The sequence below is a fragment of the Halioxenophilus aromaticivorans genome (assembly GCF_042850945.1).
Lineage (GTDB): Bacteria > Pseudomonadota > Gammaproteobacteria > Pseudomonadales > Cellvibrionaceae > Halioxenophilus > Halioxenophilus aromaticivorans.
In genome coordinates, this window is the sequence record NZ_AP031496.1 from 5,869,643 (window position 1) to 5,885,991 (window position 16,349).

The following is a 16,349-nucleotide window of genomic DNA, read 5'->3' on the forward strand; positions in this document are numbered from 1 at the left end:
CTTACAGCATCCGTGGATGAGAGTATTCGCCACTGAATTGTAAGGTTATCTCTACCGGCTCCCAGGAGTCGTTCTCAAAATACCAGCCGTGGCTGCCTGCAAACGGGGCGATAAAACTGCCTTTCATGGAATCCGCCTTGGCAACCGTGTAACTTTTAAAATAGCCGGTACTATCGCCCTTGGGCTCGCCGTGCATATCCACATAAACCCGGCTGCCGGCGTCCCATTGGTAATCCACCTGGGCACCGGCCACCATACTCATTTTATATTCCAAACCACTGTTAGCCGGCACCACCAGCTGCACGGTCTTTGGTTGGCCGGCCAGGGCCGCCTCTGCATTGGCTGCATTATCGTCCGGCTGGGCGTTTGCGGTGCTGCTAGCGGGCGCCAGGGCCGTTAACCCCAAGGCTTTACCGGCACCGGTTGGGTCTAGCCCGTATTCCGCAGGCCACACCAGGGTAACCAGCACCACTAGGCCAACAAGCAATGCCGCTGCCGTAGCTTGCCATAGAGTTTTTGAGGGTACTTGATGTTCCGCCATTGTGAGAGTTTTTTACCTTAAATTTTACTAATATTTGCACTCTGCCACCGAAAAGTTATCGGCCGCAAAAGCAACACGCCAACAAAACCAAAAAATAATGATTATCGCGCCACAAAAAACCCGGTAAGCTGATAACCCACCATCATCACACCACAGGCCATTAATAGGGTATTGGTAACCGTGGCAAAGCGCTTATAAGACGGTGAGCTACGCCAAGCCGCCAAGAGCAACACAACCACCGCCAAGGCCATAAACTGGCCGATCTCAACCCCCACATTAAAGGCAATGATGTTGGCCAACAGCCCCTTCTGGGGGATGGCAAATTCTTGCAGCTTGGTGGCCAGCCCAAAACCGTGAAATAAACCAAACACCAAAACCATTGCCCGGGTATCCGGCGCAAACCCCAATACCCGTTTAAAGCCGCCCAGGTTATCAAAGCCTTTGTAAAAAACCGACAACCCGATAATGGCATCAATAAGAAAAGCGTTTATTTGAATATTGGCCAACACACCCGTCAACAGCGTGATACTGTGACCAAGCGTAAATAAACTGACATACACTAGTACGTCTTTACTGCGATACAGAAAAAAAACGACACCGATTAAAAACAAAATATGATCGTAACCGGTAATCATATGCTTAGCGCCAATATACAGAAATGGTACAAACTGTATGCCAGTGTTCAGTTCTAAAAAAGCTCGGGTATTGTCATCGACACCATGGGCCAACACAGCGGGATTAACCAAAAGAGCCAAGAGCAATAAACCGAAAATACCCGTAGTTTTAATCACTGGATTATTGAATAAAGAAAGACTGACAAAATACATTGGGCACACACCGGTAGGGCAGCGGTTAAAATCACCACGATTCTATCATTTGCCCGATTGATTAAGAAACAAACTTAAATTGCAATTTAATCACTTAGTATTAACACTCACAGCGGTAGGGCTAGCACAAACCGCCATTGTGCTTATGCAGACGTACCGGGTAATGAGCGTAGGCTATGCATCATCAAAGATGTGATCTAGGCCACGATGATATTTGAATAATTGTACTAACCTCTCAAGCATCAAAGGAAGGGCGCAATACCATCCTATAAAAATGCACGAATTGCCGCCATCACAAGGAGTGATCATGCCTGAACAACTGTACACCATCGCACCCAAAGATTGCCTTTGGAATCTCTGCCAACGTTTTTACCACAAAGCCACGCTTTGGCCGTTGTTATTTGCCTACAACAACCGCCCTGATGCCGTTCGGCGCACTGGCACCGTTATCTTAGACCCGGATTTAATACTGGTTGGGCAAAAGTTGATCATTCCCGATGTTTCTGCTCTTAAAGGCAACGCCGAGCAGATCAAACGCAAGATCGGCCAACAAAGGGAAGACTTTCAACGCAAAGGCCCTGCGCAGCAAACCCAAATACGCCGCTTGCGCCAATCTCAACCCCCAAGTGGTCGCGGTAGCGAGCCCATGGGGCGCAGCCCGGCAAAACCCCTGGCCAAACCCGCCTTTGTGGTAGATTTAGGCGAAAGCACCATCCCGCCGGTTAAAGGAACTGGTTTTACGGTCAACTTAAAGCTCAGCGGCCAGCTTTTGGTGCAAAGCACACAGTCAGTCGTGGGCGGTTTAAGTGTCGAGAACTTAAATCGCGTTAAGTTTAGAGCCAAAAACGAAGCCGAAACCGTCGCCGGTAAACTGCTCCAAGACATCAAAATCAACTTTGATCCCAAAAATAAAAAACTGAATCTCAGTTGTGGTTTAACTACCCAAACCAATATGCCTAACGCGCCAGAGGTTAGCCTAGTGGCCGGTGTTAATGCCGCGGGGTTGCCCACCTTAACCGGCAGTGTGACCTATAAAATGGTAAAAGGGACCTATCAACAAATGTTATTGGCCAGTGAAGAAGTGACTTTTTCATTGGAAATAATAGGTGAACAAAAAGATCCAGGTAGAGAAATGGATTGGGCAACTGCGCTCGGCATCGCTGGGGTGGTAGTTTTGGCAGCAGGGGCGGTGGTCATAGTCGTTGGCACCCTTGCAGAAGATGTGGTCACACTCGGAGCGGGTATTGCCGACGACCCAGCCTCTTTTGCCATCGCAGGCGGAATGTTGGCCGCTTCTGGTAAATTATTAGCCACCCACTTACCCAAATTATCACCTCGCATGGCCACCGCACTTGGGTTAACCGTGGCTGCCCCAATGACAACCGCAGATAAAACGATAACTGAGGAATAGACATTGCCCGCTGGTTTATCTCGCAAAATAAAAATAGTCAAAAAAGTCGCAGCCTTAGCGGTTGCGGCGCTTATGCTCGAGGGAGCAGGCTATTTTTATGGCTTCCGAGCATACGATATTTATTACCACTATACGCAATACCCAGCAGAAAAATCACGCATCGAACAGCAATACGGCATTCAGATAAACGGCACCATTGAGTCTGAGAACTTTCCCCCTAACGAAATAGTCGACGGGGAAATCGATAAATACACCGTCATTACGTCTGTCAAAAATAAATTCGACTTTTCTCAGTCTATCAGCGTGATAGCTGACTCGTTTTCACTGTATCCCGCGACAATTTTAAACAACAATCTCAACAACGCCTATATCGTTGACGATTTGACGTTGGGCGGCGCTAACGTATGGGGGACTTACAGTATAGAGAAAAGGAGCCTGTATATTTTGAATTTGTTTCAATATCACTATCCGCAGGGGGAAATAAAACGCAACCTCGAAAAAATGCTACATCATGAAATCAGCTCTGTGCTAATGAAAAACCATCAATTTGATACCGCACTTTGGCGATCGGCCATAGGGGAAGGGTTTCAATACGAAATCGATAAAGACCCTTGGTACCAATGGATGTTAATTCGTGATTATATTGAGCCCGAAGAGTTGAGCAGTGAAAAAGAACTACTTCAGCGAGGTTTACTGCGACAGTACGCCGAAACCGGTGTGGAGAATGATTTTAATACTTACGCCGAAGTTATCTTTGGTGAACCCAAACGTATGCGCAAACTGATTAGTGATTACCCAATTATTGCCAGAAAGTATCAGGTGTTTAAAGAATTCTACCTAAGTATTGACCCTGGTTTTGCGCCTGTTTTTGCGAAAATAGACGGTGGTCACAGTCTAATAGCATCGTCAATGCCGTAGTTGCAGTTGCCCATTGCCGTGCATTAATCGCGGCGCTAAGCGCAGAAAGAATCAGGCACATTAAGTTTAGAGCCAAAAACGAAGCCGAAACCATGGCCGGTATACTGGTCCAAAATATCAAAATCAACTTTGATTCAAAAAATAAAAAGCTGAACCTCAGTTGTGGTTTAACTACCCAAACCAATATGCCTAACGCACCAGAGGTTAGCCTAGTGGCCGGTGTTAATGCCGCAGGGTTGCCCACCTTAACCGGCAGTGTGACCTATAAAATGGTAAAAGGGACGTATCAACAAATGTTATTGGCCAGTGAAGAAGTGACTTTTTCGCTAGAGCTGATATTTGAACAAAAACATGCAGGTAGAGAAATGGATTGGGCAACTGCGCTCGGCATCGCTGGGGTGGTAGTTTTGGCAGCAGGGGCAGTGGTCATAGTCGTTGGCACCCTTGCAGAAGATGTGGTTACACTCGGAGCGGGTATTGCCGACGACCCGGCCTCTTTTGCCATCGCAGGCGGAATGTTGGCCGCTTCTGGTAGATTATTAGCCACCCACTTACCCAAGTTATCACCTCGCATGGCCACCGCACTTGGGTTAACCGTGGCTGCCCCAATGACAACCGCAGATAAACCGATAACTGAGGAATAGACGTTGCCCGCTGGTTTATCTCGCAAAATAAAAATAGTCAAAAAAGTCGCAGCCTTAGCGGTTGCGGCGCTTATGCTCGAGGGAGCAGGTTATTTTTACGGCTTCCGAGGGTATGATGTTTACTATCACTATACGCAATACCCAGCAGAAAAATCACGCATCGAACAGCAATACGGCATTCAGATAAACGGCACCATTGAGTCTGAGAACTTTCCCCCTAACGAAATAGTCGACGGGGAAATCGATAAATACACCGTCATTACGTCTGTCAAAAATAAATTCGACTTTTCTCAGTCTATCAGCGTGATAGCTGACTCGTTTTCACTGTATCCCGCGACAATTTTAAACAACAATCTCAACTACGCCTATATCGTTGACGATTTGACGTTGGGCGGCGCTAAAGTATGGGGGACTTACAGTATAGAGAAAAGGAGCCTGTATATTTTGAATTTGTTTCAATATCACTATCCGCAGGGGGAAATAAAACGCAACCTCGAGAAAATGCTACATCATGAAATCAGCTCTGTGCTTATGAAAAACCATCAATTTGATACCGTACTTTGGCGATCGGCCATAGGGGAAGGGTTTCAATACGAAAACGATAACGACCCTTGGTACCAATGGATGTTTATTGGTGGCTATATTGAGCCCGAAGAGTTTAGCAGTGAAAAGGAACTACTTCAGCGAGGTTTACTGCGACAGTACGCCGAAACCGGTGTGGAGAATGATTTTAATATTTATGCAAGCGTTATCTTTGCTGAACCCAAACGTATGCGCAAACTGATTAGAGATTATCCAATTATTGCCAGAAAGTATCAGGTGTTTAAAGAATTCTACGTAAGTATTGACCCTGGTTTTGCGCCTGTTTTTGAGAGAATAGACAGTAAACGCAACCATTTGGCATCGCGCACCTCGCCTACAGAGAAGACTATTTCAAGTTACTAGTTAGATACTCAATAAGCACCTGTGGGATCATAATAAAGTTGGTAACAAAACACGCCGAGAACCTAAATTCTATAGCAACTAATCTATAGTGGAAATAAATAAAGTCAGTAACTTTTGTGGAAGTTTGCAGAAAACCGACCAATTTTCAAACTAATAAAGTTGGTAACTTAGATTCGGCTGACCTGCCCCCAGTCTTTAATCCAACTGCTCCCTAGTAATGTCCGGTACTGACCCTGACCCCGTATTAGGTCCATCCAGAGTTGGAAAAATCCGGCTCCTGACCCTGACCCCGTATTAGGTCCATCCAGAGTTGGAAAAATCCGGCTCCAATTGCTTCTGTTTTATTCGTGAAACCGCATGCTTCCTGGCGTAGTCAGAGGGCGTGGACCACTCCAATGCGGAATGGGGACGAACTTGGTTATAGAACGTCCGCCACGCCTCGATTTTCTCTCTGGCGTCTGCCAGTGACAAGAACCAGTTTTCATTCAGGCACTCCTGCCGGAGTCGTCCATTGAAAGATTCTACCGTTGCGTTGTCGGTAGGTTTTCCGGGCCGCGAGAAGTCGATTTCGATGTTGCGCTCATACGCCCAGCGATCCATGACCTTGCCGGCAAACTCCGAACCGTTGTCGGTCTTGAGAACGTCCGGGTTACCTCGTAAGCGTGCAATCGCCGTCAGGGCTTCCTGAACATCGTGGCCCTTCAGGCTCTGACCAACGACGATGCCGAGGCACTCCCTAGTGAACAGGTCAATGATCGTCAGCAAGCGCAGTCGCCGACCATCAAACAGCGCGTCTGAGACAAAGTCCATGCCCCAGATGTGATTGGGGTGGTGGGCTTGTTGAAGTGGCTGACGGTTCTTGGCCGCCTTGTTTCGTCTAGGACGCTTTAGGCGAAGTGACAATCCCTGCTCTCGGTACAGTCGGTAGACCCGCTTGTGATTATCACGCCAGCCCTCCCGTTGCAGCTGGACATGCACGCGCCGATAACCGTAGTGAAGCCTTGTAAGGGTGATCTCACGGATCCTCCTCGCCAAGGCCGACGAGTCCCTCGCTACCGATTGGTATCGACAAGACGCCCGGGAAAACTGCAAGACCGCACACGCCTGGCGTTCGCTGACCCCATATCGCTTTTGCAGGTCGGCCACCAGTTGGCGTTTACGAGGCGGTCTCAGAGCTAATGGAATGGTCCGCTCCCACCTTCCATAATTTTGGGAGGCACGCCAACGGAGGAAAGCAGCCATGTCAAACAACAAAAGCGTTGTCACTTTCGGAATCGATCTGGCCAAATCAATGTTCCACGTCTGTGGTCTGGATGCTGACGGAAAACGAGTCGTCAGCAAGAAGCTCAGACGAACACAAATTGTGACGTTCTTTGCCAATCAGCCGCCCTGCGTCGTGGCGATGGAGGCTTGTGCAGGCGCTCACTGGCTGGGGCGTAAATTAACTGGTCTGGGCTTCCAGGTTCGAATTCTACCAGCGCAATACGTGAAGCCCTTCGTCCAGAATCAGAAAAATGACGCCAATGACGCGCTGGCGATTGCTGAAGCCAGTCAGCGCCCGTCGGTGAGACCGGTACCGATCAAGACCCAATCTCAGCTGCACCTTCAAGCTCTTCATCGAGTGCGTGACCGTTTGGTGAATCAGCGAACCCGCTTGATCAATCAAATGCGTGGGTTCTTGTTGGAGGAAGGCGTTATTCTGCGCACCGGTGTTGGCAACTTCAAAAGCCAACTTCCAACAGTGTTAAGCGATCCGGCCGAGGAAATCTCGCCGGCAATGACCGCTTTGATCAATGAACTTTGGGATGAGCTGCTTGGCCTTGAGAAGCGCCTGAAATCGATCAATTACCAAATCGAAGCGTGGGCCTCCCAAGACCAGGCAGCCCGCAGACTTCAATCTATACCCGGCATCGGCGCGCTGTCTGCGACGGCTATCATCGCGGCAATTGGCAACGCTAAGGAGGGTCTGATTAACGCCCATTTTCCGTTGAGTCGCTTTTCAGATCCTAAAAAAAGCCATTCAAACGCAATTTGGGCATGATCACCCCCCCACTTGTTCGTTTTTTGCCCACTTCCCGCCGTTTTGGCGGAAAACAGGCGCACTGACCCTACGCCAGCAGATATTTTTCACCAATCAGCAGGTTGCTGAACGCGGCCAGCAAGTGCAGCCGGTTGTTGTTCTTGGCCAGGCCGCGATAGCGGACCTTGCCATAACCGAATACCTGCTTGATGTAGCGGAATGGATGCTCCACTTTGGCACGTACACTGGCTTTGATTTTTTCGGCTTTCAGCTTGTCGGCATCCAGTTTCTTCCGAGCCCCAGGTCGTTTGGCAATGAACCAAGAGACGTCTTTGCGATCCTTATGCTCATCCCGCTTTTGGATCCCAAGATAACCGGCATCGCCGAACACTCGTTGCTCGTACCCGTGCAGCAGGTTTCCCGCGGGCACGATGTCATGAACGTTGGCCGACGTGGTGTCGATGCTATGGATCAACCCGAGAGTGTCATCAACGCCGATGTGCATCTTCATGCCGAAGTGCCACTGATTCCCTTTCTTGGTCTGATGCATTTCCGGATCTCTTTCGCCCTTATCGTTTTTAGTGGAGCTGGGCGCAGAAATAATCGTAGCGTCGACAATGCTGCCTTCGCGCAGCATCAGGCCGTTTTTCTCAAGGTGCTTGTTCACTTCTTTGAACAACACTTTGCCAAGGCCGTGGCGCTCCAGGAAATGGCGGAACTTGAGAATCGTGGTTTCGTCTGGCAAACGGTCCAGCTTCAGCCCGGCGAACTGGCGCATGGATTCGATCTCGTACAAAGCATCTTCCATGGCGGGATCACTGAGGTTATAGAACAACTGCATGCAGTGAACGCGCAGCATGGCAGACAGCGGATAGGGAGGCCGGCCGTTCTGGCCCTTGGGGTAGTAACGGGCTACCTTCTTCTCCAATTGCTTCCAGGGAATCAGTTTCTCCATTCGTTCCAGAAAGATCTCGCGGCGGGTCTTGCGCTTCTTGCTCTGGTACTCGGCTTCGGAGAAGGTGATCTGATCCATGGCAGCACTGAATCCTATGCGGTTGACGATGGCCGTATTATCGCTGAATTTGAGACTTATTCAGAGTCTCCCTAGGGTAACGGGAATCGCAATGCCCACCACCAAACCCGCACGCAGGCCGATCGCGAGTATGCTGACCCCCATCACAACGGCCAGCGCAACCACAAACTTGACTTGAAAAAGATCAACCGCCTGAGTGATGGCTTCAGCCTGATCGGTCAGGGTCTGTATTGACATTCCCAGGGGGAGTCTGCCCTGTTCAGCTCTGACAAACTCGCGCAGCCGCTCACCAAACTCCAGGCCATTTTCGCCCGCACGCATGACGACACCCAGGAGGATCGCATCCTCACCGTTGGAGCGGACGATGTAGCTCAAAGGATCTTCATAACCCAAACGCACCTCGGCCAGATCAGACACGGTGATAAGCTGGTCTCCGATACGCAGAGGCACTGAGGTGAGGCGCTCAATGTCAGACAGGTCAATGTTGCTGCGGACATAAACCCGCGGGCCGGCAAGATCAACAAAGCCAAGAGGCTGAAGACGATTGTTGGCCTCTATCGCCTGAAACGCTGCTGCTGCCGACAAACCGAGGTTGTTGAGCCGGTCCTGATCAAATTCGAGATACACCTGCTCAGGACGCTCCGCCAGGAGCTGTGCTTTTTGCAAGCCGGGCAGCCGTTGCAAGCGATTTCGTATCGATTCTGCCTCGCGGGTCAGTTCACGCATTGGCATTCCGGGTGCCGTCAGCGCCAGCAGGGAGAAATACACATCCGAGAAATTATCGTTAACGATAGGGCCGATCACACCCCGGGGCAGGTTGGGTCTCTCATCGGACATGCGTTTGCGGACTTGATAGAAGAGGTCCGGCACTTTTTCACTCGGCGTAGAATCCTGGAATCGGATAAGCATGGCGGCCTGGCCGGGCCGAATGGTTGTTTCAATGGTATCGGTATACGCCACCTCCTGGATTCGCTTTTCAAGACGATCTACGACCTGATTCTGCAGCACCTCGGGGGTTGCTCCTGGCCAGATTACAGAGACCACCATCGCCCGGACGGTGAACGCAGGGTCCTCCGCCCGACCAAGGGACGAGAACGCGTAGAATCCGGCAATAACGGACAGCAAAAGAAAAAAGAGAGTGACCGAACGCTCGCGCACTGCCAGCGCGGAAAGATTCGGTAAGCTCATTGAGTCAGCTCCCGCACCGCCATGCCACGTGTGAGCAGGTGTGTCCCCAATGCGACGATGGACGTTCCCGCGTTGATATTGGCCTTGATCTGCGCATACTCCTCACCCAAATTAATAACCTCGACCGCAAGGGGCTTCACCGTGCCGTCGGAGACCAACCAGACCTGCGGCGTTTGCCCTCTCTCATCCAAGGCACCCAGCGGTACGCGATGGCTGGGCTCGGTTTGCTTCTGTGCTAACCGGACACTCACCACCGAGCCCAGGGTTAAAGAGGAGGGGTAGGGCCCCTCCAGGCTGTACCGGGCTCGCCAGCTCCGGCTTCTGGGGTCGGCAGCCCCGGCAATCTCTCTCAGACGCATAGCGATCTGTTCGCCATTGGCTAACGGAAGATAACCGCCCCTAGGCGGGTTACTGCCCTCTGGCAAAAAAACCTCTACTTCCAGTAATTGATTTTCGGCCAGAACGGCAAGGGTTTGTCCGATACCCACAACCTGGCCGGGTTCGACGCTGACCTCAGTAACCACGCCTGCATTGGAGGCTTTTAGTTCCGCATACCCCAGGGCATTCTGAGCCTGCTTGTTGCGTGAAGAAGCCGTTTCCACCTGACTGCGCGCCTCACGCTCTGCTAATTCAAGGCGTTGCAGGGTTTGTTCGCTGACAAACTGACGCTCCACGAGCTGCTGCTGGCGCTGGAGCTCATTGGTGGCAATGGCCAGGGCCGCTTCTGCACGCTTCAGATCCGCGGCGGCTCCCACCGCCGTTGCTGCAAGGTCTCGTGTATCGAGCTTGAACAGTAAGTCGCCTTTTTCCACGCGCTGACCGGGATCGATGAAACGCTGTTGAATCCGACCGGCGATCTGAAAGGACTGAGGAACTTCGTGGCGGCCTCGCAGGGTTCCTGAAAATCTCTGCGCTGTTGGGCCCGCCTCCTTTAGTTCCACGGTTTTTACCCAGGGGATATGGGCGGGGGCCTCTGGGGTCGTTTCCGAAGACTGCTGACAACCCGGAAGAATGAGCATTGAGATAAACAGAGTCAGCATACAGCGCATGGCAGGCGTCCCGATTGGCAAAATCCAGGTGTGGGTATCAGTTCTCGCGGTAGCCGGACCAAGCAAGTTGCAGGATGGCATCGCGAACGGTTTTTGTCTGCTCCATGGGCAGAAAATGAGTCGTACCTTCAAGAACCCTCACGTCAGCAGAAGGCAGCACGGTCTGCAGGCGTTTTCGCGCCGCCGGCGAGAAGGTTGACCCGCGTTCCGCAGCCAGCGCGATAACCGGGCACTGCAACTGACGAATACCAGGCCAGGGGTTGTGTTCGGTATGGGCAAAGGTGGTGCTCTCCCACTCCGGCGCACACGCCAGTCGAACTTGATCGTCCTGCGGTAGGAAGGCGTGTTGGACGTAGGCTTCCAGCCATGCTTCGGGCCAGGTTTTGAAGCCACCGCGGCCACGATAGTTGTCCAGCGCAGCAGCGGGCGAGTCGAATACCCTGCGCCGACGTGCCGCTCCGGCAGCCAGTGACAAACGATGTGACCGGCGTAGCAGCTTGGCCAGCCAAAGCTTCAGGCCCTGTCCCGGATCCATGATCACGGGTTCGGCCAGAATCAGGCCCAGTACTTTGTCTGGCCGTTGGGCAGCGGCCATGATGCTGGTGGTGGCACCGATGGAGTGGCCGGCAAGCCAGACCGGCTCGTCCAGGCTTTCCAGCAGAGCGGCCATGTCGCGATAGTAGGTTTCCCAGCCCCGGAATGTCGAAACGTTCGCCGCACCGGCGCTGGCCCCATGCCCGCGCATGTCCCAGGCCAGGACATTGACGTCCGTGGCAAGATCGTCAAGGAGGGGGTGGTACAGGCGACCATGGAAACCCGTGGCATGCGCCCAGTGCAGCGTGGGGCGCGCTTTGGATTGCGGCCAGCGCCACAGTGCGATCTCCGCGCCATCCGGCGCCTGGAACTCGTCGCGTTCAGGTTTGTTGTGCTTGTTGTTCATGAAGATCTTCTTGTTTGGGGGCGATTGTCGGGAGCAACAACTGAACCTGACCGCTGGCGATCAGTTTGCTCTTATCGCCCTGCCAGCAGATCACCCGGACCAGGCTGGTCCGCCGGCCTTGCCGAACAATTTCGGCGCTGGCAAAAGTCGATCGGGCCTTCGCGGAGCGAAGGTAGTTAATGTGGCTATCGAGAATGCGTGGGCAACGTTTGCCCGTATCCTGGCTTTGCGCAGCAACCCGCGCGGTGAGTTCGATCAGGGCGCCAAGCACACCGCCATGGAGCGCAGGTAGCATAAAGTTGCCAATCAGCGCCTCACGACAGGGCATATGAACCAATAGAACTGCATCGTCGCGCTGAACCTCAAGCCCAAGGTGCTGTGCGTAGGGAATGCGCTCCAGCAGGGCCTGCCAGTCGGCACATTCTTTCTCCTTTTCCGTAGGGCTTGAACTTTGTTGTGCCGAATCGCCGATAGTCTTCATGCACCCTCCTTTGCTCGTCCACCTGCATGAAACTGCTGGCCCTGGGTGTTACGCATGAAGGTGGCGTTTGCCGTCGCTAACATCTCACGATTGCCCTCGCTGAGGATGTCGCAATGGATGAACGCGACCTCGTCCGTTAAATGACGACAGGTGGCTACCGCTAACAGGGCATGGTCGCCGCTGGCAGGGCGCAAATAATCCATGCGCAAATCCAGCGTGGCAATGGGCGACAACTCCCGGGCCTCTGCGAACACCGCCAGCCCACTGGCTGAGTCTGCCAGCGAGTAGAGTACGCTGGTGCAGATGTCTTCGGTATTATCTTCGGCGAACATCCACGGCTGTGGGGTCACGCTCATGCAGACCTGGTTTCCGTTCACAGAGACAACCTGCATACCCAGGTCCCTGCCGTGGGGAACCTGTTCGGTGAACTGCCACGCCGTCGTCACAGCGTCACTGTGCTGAACTCTGTTCGACTCCGTCATCAGATCTGCCCATCCCGGTTTGCATTTAGCGCAGGGGCGGAAATGATGGGAAACAGCTGATTTTTATAGATCATTGCCACGTCATTTTCTTCCGAATAACATTGTTTCTGGATTTTAGTTGGTTCACCAACCAAAAGTCAAGAATCTGTTAAGGCAAATGGCACGCTACCTGTGTAATGGCGTACGATCAGTGCAACGAGTCAGGTGGTGGCCGCTCTGATGAATAACAAACTGGCTTGCTGAGGAGATGTTTAAGCCATGGTTGACAGACAGATTACTCCTGCAAGCAAACTGGGCGGTCAGGGCGATGTATTGTCTAACGCAGCCCGGCTTTTTCGTGAGAAAGGGTTCGAGAGGACCTCGCTCAAGGAAATTGCCGAGGCCTGCAATATGCTACCCGGGAGTCTGTATTATCGTTACAGCACCAAGGAAACGCTGCTTGTCGAACTGATGCGCCGGGGAGTCGACCTGGTTACCGCAGAGGTCGGGTCGGCTTACGCCAGCTCGGATGACCCGGTTGAGCGATTGCGCCTTTGTATCAACGCGCATTTGCGGGCGCTGTTGGTTGATTCGGACGCGGTTTACGTGCTGTTGTTTGAATGGCGAGCGCTTGGCCCGGAGGCTCGCGAGGACATCATCGAACTGCGTGATCAGTACGAGTCCCTGTGGGCCGGTATCCTCGAAACAATGGTTGAACAGGGCGTGATCCGGAAGAATGTTGACGGCCGTTTGCTCCGCCTGATCGGCCTTGGGGCTCTCAACTGGGTTGCAACCTGGTTCGACCCGAACGGGGCCCATTCACTCGACGCCATTGGTGATTTGATCTGGCAGATCGCTATGGACGGTGTGATCAATAAAGGGGGGCAGGCATAGGTTCTGGCTTCACAAACGCAAGTAGCCTCTTTTTATGATCACTAATCATACGGATGCACGGTTTGTGATCTGACATTTTGCCTGAATTGCTCAGGGGACTGGTCAAACCAGCGCTTGAAGGCGCGTCTGAAATTGGCACTGTCGTGATAGTTCATCAACGCGGCAATGGCCTCGATTGACAGTTGGCTGTCACGCAAGTAAGTCGCTGCCTGCTGGGACAGAATCTCGTCGCGAACTTTCCGAAAACCGCTGCGTTCCTGTTTGAGTTTGCGTGCCAGAGTGCGTTTGCTCATGAACAACGAGGCCGCTGCTTCGTCTTCACTGAGCGTTCCGGGCGGTCGGGACAACATCATCATCTTCAGCTGGGTCTGATAGCTCGGTTTATCCGACTGAAGTTGCGCAAGCATCGATTCACACTGTTGCAAGGCCAGACGATAGTTTTCGTGATTGGCGGAGGCATTTGGTTCCCGACACAACGACATCGGCAACGCAAGTTTTAACTGGTGGCAACCAAAGTGAATCTGCCCGGACAAAAAGTCCGAATACATCGCGTGGTACGTGGGCTTCGGATGGGCAAAGCATATTTCGGCCTCATGCAAAGGGCGGCCAACCATAAACTCGCCAAACTCCAAAAGTGCCTTGACCATCGCATCCGAGAGACACCGTTGTATGTCATCGTCCAGCGACTCCTGGTAGTCCAGAATACATTCCAGGCGCTCGTTGACTTGCCGCAAATGCAGTTGGATGAAGCTCGCGCGCGTGGGCAGAAAAGTATGAATCGCCTGCAGCGCAGTGAGAAAGTCGGGGCTGCTGTAGGCCACGAATCCCATCGCACCATGGGTTGCCGGGGTCAGTCGCTTGCCTAGCCATAACCCTAATTCCGGTTGGCCGGACAAATCCAGTGCGTTGCGTAGAATCCGCACCTGCTGCGCTGCGGTAAGCAGGCTTTCCTCGCTCAGGAATTGCGTCACGCCAAGCCCGGTGCCCAGCAGCAGACGTGGCAGTTGTTTGGCGGTTAAATCCAGCTCACGGGCAATTAGCCGTGAATAATTCGATGGAATGTCGGATCCGGGTTTTTGCGAACCACCCGTCTTCTGCGTCGTCATCATTGATCTTACCCGTCATGAATGACCGCCATTTTGTCTTTAAATGACCTCAACTTGTCAAGAAATGACCTGACAGGAGTGTCGGCAGACAGCCAATATCTGCTACCGAACACGACCGGCAGGAGAACAATATTGGGCAAGATTACTTTTATAGAACATGATCACACTGAACATGTTGCTGAATTCAAAGCTGGTTCCTCGGTAATGCAAGTCGCCGTTGACAACGCAATTCCCGGCATTGACGGGGACTGTGGCGGTGAGTGCGCCTGTGGTACCTGCCATGTCATCGTCACGAACGAATGGTTCAACAAGACAGGCACGCCTGGTAATGAAGAAGAACAAATGCTGTCAATGACACCGGAGCGGGCGAGCACTTCGCGCCTGGGCTGCCAGGTGGTCACTACTGATGAAATGGACGGCATGACCGTGCATTTACCCGAGTTCCAGATGTGAACATAGGAGGACGCATGCCTACACTGTCCAGAACGATTGACGATTTTCAGTCCCGAGTGATTAATGCCACCTCGAGAGTTGTGCCGATGCACAGACAAATCCAGGGGCTGAAACTGTTAATGAGTGCCAAGAAGAAGACCTTCGGCCCACGCCGACCGGTGCCCGAATTCGTTGAAAAACCCACCCCGGACGTTAATACGCTGGCCCTTGAGGACATCGATGTCAGCAATCCTTTTTTATATCGGCAGGGTCAGTGGCGCGCCTACTTCAAACGGTTGCGTGATGAGGCTCCGGTGCATTACCAGAAGAACAGCCCGTTCGGCCCCTTCTGGTCGGTGACTCGCTTTGAAGACATCCTGTTCGTGGATAAAAGTCATGACCTGTTTTCCGCCGAGCCGCAAATCATTCTGGGTGACCCTCCAGAAGGGCTGTCGGTTGAAATGTTCATAGCGATGGATCCGCCAAAACACGATGTGCAGCGCAGCTCGGTGCAGGGAGTGGTGGCACCGAAGAACCTGAAGGAAATGGAGGGCCTGATCCGATCGCGTACCGGCGAGGTGCTTGACAGCCTGCCTCTGGACACGCCCTTTAACTGGGTACCTGTTGTGTCCAAGGAGCTCACCGGCCGCATGCTGGCTACCCTTCTGGATTTTCCTTACGAGGAACGTCACAAGCTGGTTGAGTGGTCGGATCGGATGGCCGGTGCAGCCTCAGCGACCGGCGGCGAGTTTGCCGATGAAGAGATCATGTTTGACGACGCGGCAGACATGGCCTGGTCTTTCTCCAGGCTTTGGCGGGATAAGGAGGCGCGCCACGCGGCAGGCGAAGAGCCCGGCTTCGATTTGATCAGCCTGCTACAGAGCAACGAAGACACCAAAGATCTGATCAATCGCCCAATGGAATTTATCGGCAACCTGACGCTGCTCATCGTTGGCGGCAATGATACCACTCGCAACTCGATGAGTGGTGGCCTGGTGGCCATGAACGAGTTCCCGGAAGAATTCAAAAAGCTGAAGGCTAAACCGGAATTGATTCCGAACATGGTATCGGAAATCATCCGCTGGCAAACGCCGCTGGCCTACATGCGCCGAATCGCCAAGCAGGATGTTGAGCTGGGCGGCCAGACCATCAAGAAGGGCGATCGCGTTGTGATGTGGTACGCCTCGGGTAACCGGGACGAACGCAAGTTCGAGAACCCCGATCACTTCATTATTGATCGCAAAGACGCGCGAAACCACATGTCGTTTGGCTACGGTGTGCACCGTTGCATGGGCAACCGTCTGGCGGAATTGCAACTGCGCATCCTCTGGGAAGAAATACTCCAGCGTTTTGACAACATCGAAGTCGTCGAAGAGCCCCAGCGGGTGCAGTCCAACTTCGTGCGGGGTTATTCGGAGGTGATGGTTAAACTGACACCGAAAGGTAAATAAGCCGGCTG

Annotated in this window: 17 protein-coding genes and 1 pseudogene; 8 read left to right on the forward strand and 10 right to left on the reverse strand. The window is 52.6% G+C overall.

What is annotated here, in order from left to right:
- Position 1: 1 nt before the first annotated feature.
- The gene (locus ACGHM3_RS25000) at positions 2–541 is read right to left on the reverse strand and encodes a hypothetical protein (protein ID WP_345426313.1); all 540 of its coding nucleotides are present in this window, start codon (positions 539–541) and stop codon (positions 2–4) included.
- A gap of 101 nt (positions 542–642) precedes the next feature.
- A complete protein-coding gene (locus tag ACGHM3_RS25005) occupies positions 643–1,368 on the reverse strand; it encodes a HupE/UreJ family protein (RefSeq protein WP_345426315.1) in 726 nt (241 codons plus the stop codon).
- A 307-nt stretch (positions 1,369–1,675) separates the two neighbouring features.
- On the opposite strand from ACGHM3_RS25005, the gene ACGHM3_RS25010 reads away from it, so the two are divergent.
- From ACGHM3_RS25010 to ACGHM3_RS25025, 4 genes are all read left to right on the forward strand, one after another.
- Positions 1,676–2,779, forward strand: coding sequence for a hypothetical protein (locus ACGHM3_RS25010; RefSeq protein ID WP_345426317.1), 1,104 nt, complete (start codon positions 1,676–1,678; stop codon positions 2,777–2,779).
- A gap of 3 nt (positions 2,780–2,782) precedes the next feature.
- Positions 2,783–3,697: a hypothetical protein gene (locus ACGHM3_RS25015; protein ID WP_390517721.1), complete on the forward strand. Its 915-nt coding sequence runs from the start codon at positions 2,783–2,785 to the stop codon at positions 3,695–3,697.
- A 92-nt stretch (positions 3,698–3,789) separates the two neighbouring features.
- Complete coding sequence (locus ACGHM3_RS25020; protein ID WP_345426159.1) at positions 3,790–4,341, forward strand: hypothetical protein; 552 nt, start codon at positions 3,790–3,792, stop codon at positions 4,339–4,341.
- A gap of 3 nt (positions 4,342–4,344) precedes the next feature.
- Complete coding sequence (locus tag ACGHM3_RS25025) at positions 4,345–5,286, forward strand: hypothetical protein (protein ID WP_390517722.1); 942 nt, start codon at positions 4,345–4,347, stop codon at positions 5,284–5,286.
- A gap of 294 nt (positions 5,287–5,580) precedes the next feature.
- Here the strand turns inward: ACGHM3_RS25025 and ACGHM3_RS25030 are convergent.
- Positions 5,581–6,462: pseudogene (locus ACGHM3_RS25030) on the reverse strand (IS3 family transposase); the annotation flags it as partial.
- Positions 6,463–6,526: 64 nt separating this feature from the next.
- On the opposite strand from ACGHM3_RS25030, the gene ACGHM3_RS25035 reads away from it, so the two are divergent.
- The gene (locus tag ACGHM3_RS25035) at positions 6,527–7,327 is read left to right on the forward strand and encodes an IS110 family transposase (RefSeq protein WP_345426527.1); all 801 of its coding nucleotides are present in this window, start codon (positions 6,527–6,529) and stop codon (positions 7,325–7,327) included.
- A 67-nt stretch (positions 7,328–7,394) separates the two neighbouring features.
- On the opposite strand, the gene ACGHM3_RS25040 is transcribed toward ACGHM3_RS25035, so the two are convergent.
- Genes ACGHM3_RS25040 through ACGHM3_RS25065 form a run of 6 tightly spaced genes read right to left on the reverse strand, consistent with a single transcriptional unit; the run spans position 7,395 to position 12,479 of the window.
- Complete coding sequence (locus ACGHM3_RS25040; RefSeq protein ID WP_345426525.1) at positions 7,395–8,339, reverse strand: IS5 family transposase; 945 nt, start codon at positions 8,337–8,339, stop codon at positions 7,395–7,397.
- A gap of 60 nt (positions 8,340–8,399) precedes the next feature.
- Positions 8,400–9,527, reverse strand: a complete 1,128-nt coding sequence (locus ACGHM3_RS25045; RefSeq protein ID WP_345426523.1) for an efflux RND transporter permease subunit — start codon at positions 9,525–9,527, stop codon at positions 8,400–8,402.
- The gene (locus ACGHM3_RS25050) at positions 9,524–10,657 is read right to left on the reverse strand and encodes an efflux RND transporter periplasmic adaptor subunit (RefSeq protein ID WP_390518276.1); all 1,134 of its coding nucleotides are present in this window, start codon (positions 10,655–10,657) and stop codon (positions 9,524–9,526) included. Before ACGHM3_RS25050 ends, ACGHM3_RS25045 begins: the two co-directional genes overlap by 4 nt.
- Complete coding sequence (locus tag ACGHM3_RS25055) at positions 10,614–11,516, reverse strand: alpha/beta hydrolase (protein WP_345426521.1); 903 nt, start codon at positions 11,514–11,516, stop codon at positions 10,614–10,616. The genes ACGHM3_RS25050 and ACGHM3_RS25055 overlap by 44 nt, the downstream gene beginning before the upstream one ends.
- Entirely contained in the window at positions 11,491–11,997 is a 507-nt protein-coding gene (locus tag ACGHM3_RS25060) for a PaaI family thioesterase (protein ID WP_345426519.1), read from the reverse strand. Before ACGHM3_RS25060 ends, ACGHM3_RS25055 begins: the two co-directional genes overlap by 26 nt.
- A complete protein-coding gene (locus ACGHM3_RS25065; RefSeq protein ID WP_390517723.1) occupies positions 11,994–12,479 on the reverse strand; it encodes a PaaI family thioesterase in 486 nt (161 codons plus the stop codon). The genes ACGHM3_RS25060 and ACGHM3_RS25065 overlap by 4 nt, the downstream gene beginning before the upstream one ends.
- Positions 12,480–12,737: 258 nt before the next feature.
- Here ACGHM3_RS25065 and ACGHM3_RS25070 point away from each other — a divergent pair, with 258 nt between their 5' ends.
- Complete coding sequence (locus ACGHM3_RS25070) at positions 12,738–13,352, forward strand: TetR/AcrR family transcriptional regulator (RefSeq protein WP_345426515.1); 615 nt, start codon at positions 12,738–12,740, stop codon at positions 13,350–13,352.
- A gap of 41 nt (positions 13,353–13,393) precedes the next feature.
- On the opposite strand, the gene ACGHM3_RS25075 is transcribed toward ACGHM3_RS25070, so the two are convergent.
- Entirely contained in the window at positions 13,394–14,461 is a 1,068-nt protein-coding gene (locus ACGHM3_RS25075) for an AraC family transcriptional regulator ligand-binding domain-containing protein (protein ID WP_345426513.1), read from the reverse strand.
- An 18-nt stretch (positions 14,462–14,479) separates the two neighbouring features.
- Between ACGHM3_RS25075 and ACGHM3_RS25080 the strand changes: the two genes are divergently transcribed.
- Together ACGHM3_RS25080 and ACGHM3_RS25085 are read left to right on the forward strand one after the other, a co-directional pair.
- Entirely contained in the window at positions 14,480–14,911 is a 432-nt protein-coding gene (locus ACGHM3_RS25080) for a 2Fe-2S iron-sulfur cluster-binding protein (protein ID WP_345426510.1), read from the forward strand.
- A 14-nt stretch (positions 14,912–14,925) separates the two neighbouring features.
- Complete coding sequence (locus tag ACGHM3_RS25085; RefSeq protein ID WP_345426508.1) at positions 14,926–16,341, forward strand: cytochrome P450; 1,416 nt, start codon at positions 14,926–14,928, stop codon at positions 16,339–16,341.
- The last annotated feature ends 8 nt before the right edge of the window (positions 16,342–16,349 follow it).